4 protein-coding genes are annotated in these 4,025 nt (G+C 47.2%); all 4 read right to left on the bottom strand.

Translation table 11 applies throughout. The features are described from left to right. Nucleotides 1-197: 197 nt before the first annotated feature. Entirely contained in the window at nucleotides 198-1,481 is a 1,284-nt protein-coding gene (locus PAT3040_RS22025) for a DHHW family protein (protein WP_108994406.1), read from the bottom strand. A gap of 41 nt (nucleotides 1,482-1,522) precedes the next feature. Next, nucleotides 1,523-2,929, bottom strand: coding sequence for an MBOAT family O-acyltransferase (locus PAT3040_RS22020; RefSeq protein WP_108994405.1), 1,407 nt, complete (start codon nucleotides 2,927-2,929; stop codon nucleotides 1,523-1,525). Nucleotides 2,930-2,976: 47 nt separating this feature from the next. Continuing rightward, nucleotides 2,977-3,504 (bottom strand): hypothetical protein, encoded by a 528-nt coding sequence (locus PAT3040_RS22015; protein ID WP_108994404.1) that lies wholly within the window; start codon nucleotides 3,502-3,504, stop codon nucleotides 2,977-2,979. A 170-nt stretch (nucleotides 3,505-3,674) separates the two neighbouring features. Beyond that, nucleotides 3,675-4,025, bottom strand: a 351-nt coding sequence (locus tag PAT3040_RS22010; RefSeq protein WP_146200508.1) for a zinc-binding dehydrogenase, incomplete at its 5' end; no start/stop codon positions are given.

Genomic DNA, 4,025 nt, shown 5'->3' with positions numbered 1-4,025 from the left:
AAAGCTCACTAGGCAGCTCGCAGACGCCGACCGTTCAAGGACTGGCGGCATAATAAGCTGCGGGTATGGCATTTCAACCGGTAAAGACGGCCAATCGGGCTCCCCCAAAGCGCACAAAGAAGCTTCCACCCAAAATCGGATGGAAGCTTCTTTTTTATTCTACTAACTATCAAGGCAGAACCACTCGCGGGGCCCAATCATTCCGCTTTCTTCTCGAAAGCGTAATTGCCGCTAAACAGATTATCGTCGTGAAAGGCGATAATAAGCATATCGTAATGCTCTTGGGTGAGCACATCCCGCAAACTGAACTCCGTATAATACCGATTGTCCAGAACGGTCAGCTTGTTGAAGTGTTGGGCCAAGTATGGCGTAAGCGGGTTCATAAACGAATCCTTCAGCAGCAGGACATTCAAATCATTATTCGCTTGCGAATTCTCATATACGATTTTCTGGCGGTCGCCCCCGAAGATCGCCCCGTAAGTATAGGTGCTTCGACCCCGCTTGAATCCGTAAAACTCGTCAAACGATTGGATCGTCTGTGAACCGTCCTTGTTAATAACCTCGAAATGCGAGAAGGAGAAGGGGATTCGAGGCTCGTAAATGATCGTTCGGTCGGCTTTCTTCGGATTGATCATTTCGTTGATCTGGATGTTATAGCTGCCCTCGAACGCGCCGTCCGTTAATTGAGAGATGTGGATATCGTCCAACGCCATAGGCTCATCCGAGAAGATAGGCGACCTGTCCGAGATTTGTTCAATCATTTCCTGATAAGCGGTGAAGGCGCCTCTTACATTCCAATGGTGGTCGGTTTCCAAGTACATCTCTTCCAACTCCGCCTTCTTAAACGTATCGAACTTGTTCCCGATATCAACGACATTGACCGAAGAATCCAGCTTGGATAAAAAATACTGCTTTGAAATGCTGTAAGCATCGGTTTTCAAATATGCGGGATACAGATGCATTAATGCTTTCGTTCTCGACGGATTGAAGACGAAATACGTTTCGGTTCCTTTCTCTTCAGCAAATTTCACCGCTTCGTTCAATTTTGCGGTCGCGGAGTCAATCTGTTTGGTAAAGACGTTTTTGCTGGGAACAGGAAATATCCACTTCTTGTTGATCAGCACAAGCTTCGACACAATACGCGAATCCGTTACAATCGTCCCATTCTCCGAATTCGGCGAAGGGGCAGGACGGAGCAAATTTTCGAACAGCATCGCGTTGAACACTTTGGAGTTTTGCTGCCGTTGATACATCTTCACCATCTCGTCGCGAAGCACAATCTGGTCGTTCGCATATTGATTCATATCCTCGAAGAAGCTTCGCGAGAAGAGCAAAGAGGCTCTGAACGCCGGCAACTTACTTAACGTTCTCTTCTCGCTAGCCGAGAAGCTGTTGTCCGGCATGACCACGCTGGCTATAGAAAATCCGAATATTATGGTAAGGAAGGCTCCGATATAGACTTTTGCTAACTTTCTGTTCAAGTTGATACTCCCTAATAACTTTGATTTTGTTGGACATCACGCTAAAATCTGAAATACAAAAACGGATTGTACGTCGAATTAACCAGATACAATATCACTTGCGCAAATAAGAAAAAGCAGAAAATCAATGAAACAACTTCGCGTACAATGCCCATCGAAGGATGAAGCTTCCGCTTCTGCAACAGCGGATATACCGGCATGGCTACAATAACCGCAATGGCGAAATAGAACCAGTTCAAAGACAGCAGCGACAATGCCTGGGCATCCAAAATCTCTTTACCGCGAGAAGAAAACATTGCGGCCAGGTAATCTGTTGCGTAGCTGAAATTGTCGGCTCGGAAGAACACCCAGCCAATCATCACAAGCAGCAGCACCAGCACATGATTGAACGGATAGAGCTTGGACAGCCACTTCTCCAGATAGAATTTCTCCAAAGCGATGAGCGCTCCGTAATAGATGCCCCAAGCCATGAAAGTCCAGCTGGCTCCATGCCAGAACCCTGTCAAAGCCCACACGATCAGTAGATTGCGGCACAGCTTCCACTTCGACACTCTGCTTCCACCCAGCGGGATGTAGACGTAGTCCCTGAACCAACTGCCGAGAGAGATATGCCAACGCCGCCAGAACTCCGAGATGCTCTTGGCGATATAGGGATAGTTGAAATTCTCTTTGAACTCGAATCCAAACATTTTGCCCAGACCGATCGCCATATCGCTGTAGCCCGAGAAATCAAAATAAATCTGCAGCGTATACGCTATAATGCCAATCCACGCACTGCCTGTGGAAAGGTCGGATGTCGATGTCATAAATATCGTGTCCGCTACGGCGCCGAGCGGGTTGGCCAGCAGAATTTTTTTGGACAAACCCAGAATAAACCGTTGGATGCCTTGGGCGAATTGAGTGGAGGAGAAGACGCGGCGGCTCAACTGCTTGGCGACATCGTTGTAACGGATTATCGGACCTGCTACTAGCTGCGGGAAAAAGGTAATATATAACGATAATTTGAACAAATTCCGCTGGGCTTGCTCTTGTCTGCGATAAATATCAATGAGATAGCTCAGCGCATGAAACGTATAAAAGGAAATACCGATCGGCAGCGGGATCGTTTGTAGATGAAAATTCGTATGCAAGGCGGCATTGACCGCATCAACGACGAAGTTGGCATATTTGAAAAAACCCAAAAGCCCGATATTGACCGCAATGGCGGTAGCCAGTATATAAACCCTCTTCTTATCGCTGTTCTCCGACCGATCTATCCAAATGCCATAGCCGTAGTTGATAAGAATGGAGACGATCATGAGAAATACATACCGAGGCTCTCCCCAGGCGTAGAAGATCAAGCTGAAAATCAATAGAATGATATTTTTATATTTGAACGGAAAAGCGAAGTACAAGACCAGGATAAGCGGCAGAAAATAAAACAAAAAGATGACGGAACTGAAAACCAAGATGTACTTCCCCCTAGGTTGAATAAATCATGAATTGTTTTTAGATGTCACTGCCTTCGCATCCGTTTTCTTCTTATCAAAACTACCAAGACAAGCAACAGAAGGGCAACAGCAATGATAACTATGGTCGCCGGAAGGGTATTCCCCATCTGTTGTTTAGGTTGCTCCGCCTCCATTATCGGATCCGGTTTTATAGACTTAATGCCTGAATCCTTCATCGCCGCTTCCCTTGCATGGTCCCAAGGTCCCGTTCGCCCACACAAATTCATGCGAAGCTTTCCTTCCTGAACGCTTCCAAATACCAAATATACAGTATCTTTAATAAAAGGATCCCATCCGTTATCATAAATCTCAAACTGTTGGGTATTTACGCCTTTCCAAGCCTCGTCAATCCGGAACACGGTAAGTCCGTCTTTTTTTATCTCGACCGCTTTTCCTTTAAAAACGACGGTACTATGGTCCATCTCCTCCTTAACCGGACGCGGAGGTGCACAGGACAAGGCTTCGGCTTGCGGTGCCGTCCAAAAAATCAATGCAACTAAAGTGAGTAAGATTGCTGTAAAATATTTTTTCATATGCTCTCCCCCGTTCTTTTTGCTAAACCTCCTGACGGTCCCAAGTGTAAGAAGGTTGCGGCGAAAAAGTCTGTTTTTTTCTGCTCTAAGGCTCGGCATAAACAAATAAACCGAGCTTTGCACGGATGATATCCGTGCAAAACTCGGTTTTTATTGGGGTCATAACAGCGCTATACTTCTACGACCGCCTTGATTACCTTCGACGCCGGATCCAGCCAATCGCCAAACGCTTCGATCATACCTTCCAACGACGAACGATGCGTAATAAAGCGGCCCATGTCCAGATAACCTTGCCCGACAACGTCGAGCACATGCTGAAAGTCGGCCGCCGTCGCGTTGCGGCTGCCCATCAGCGTCAGCTCCCGCTTGTGGAATTCGGGATCCGAGAAGGCGATCTCGCCTTTTACAAGACCGACGAAGACCAGCTTGCCGCCATAGGAGACCAGCTCGAACGCCTTCTCCATAGACTTGGCGTTGCCCGTTGCGTCGAATACAATGGCGGGATATTCGCCGTCCGTAAG

The sequence above is a fragment of the Paenibacillus agaridevorans genome, assembly GCF_003112455.1.
Lineage (GTDB): Bacteria > Bacillota > Bacilli > Paenibacillales > Paenibacillaceae > Pristimantibacillus > Pristimantibacillus agaridevorans.
Note: the sequence above shows the minus strand (reverse complement) of the source record. Positions and strands in the feature narration are given on the sequence as shown.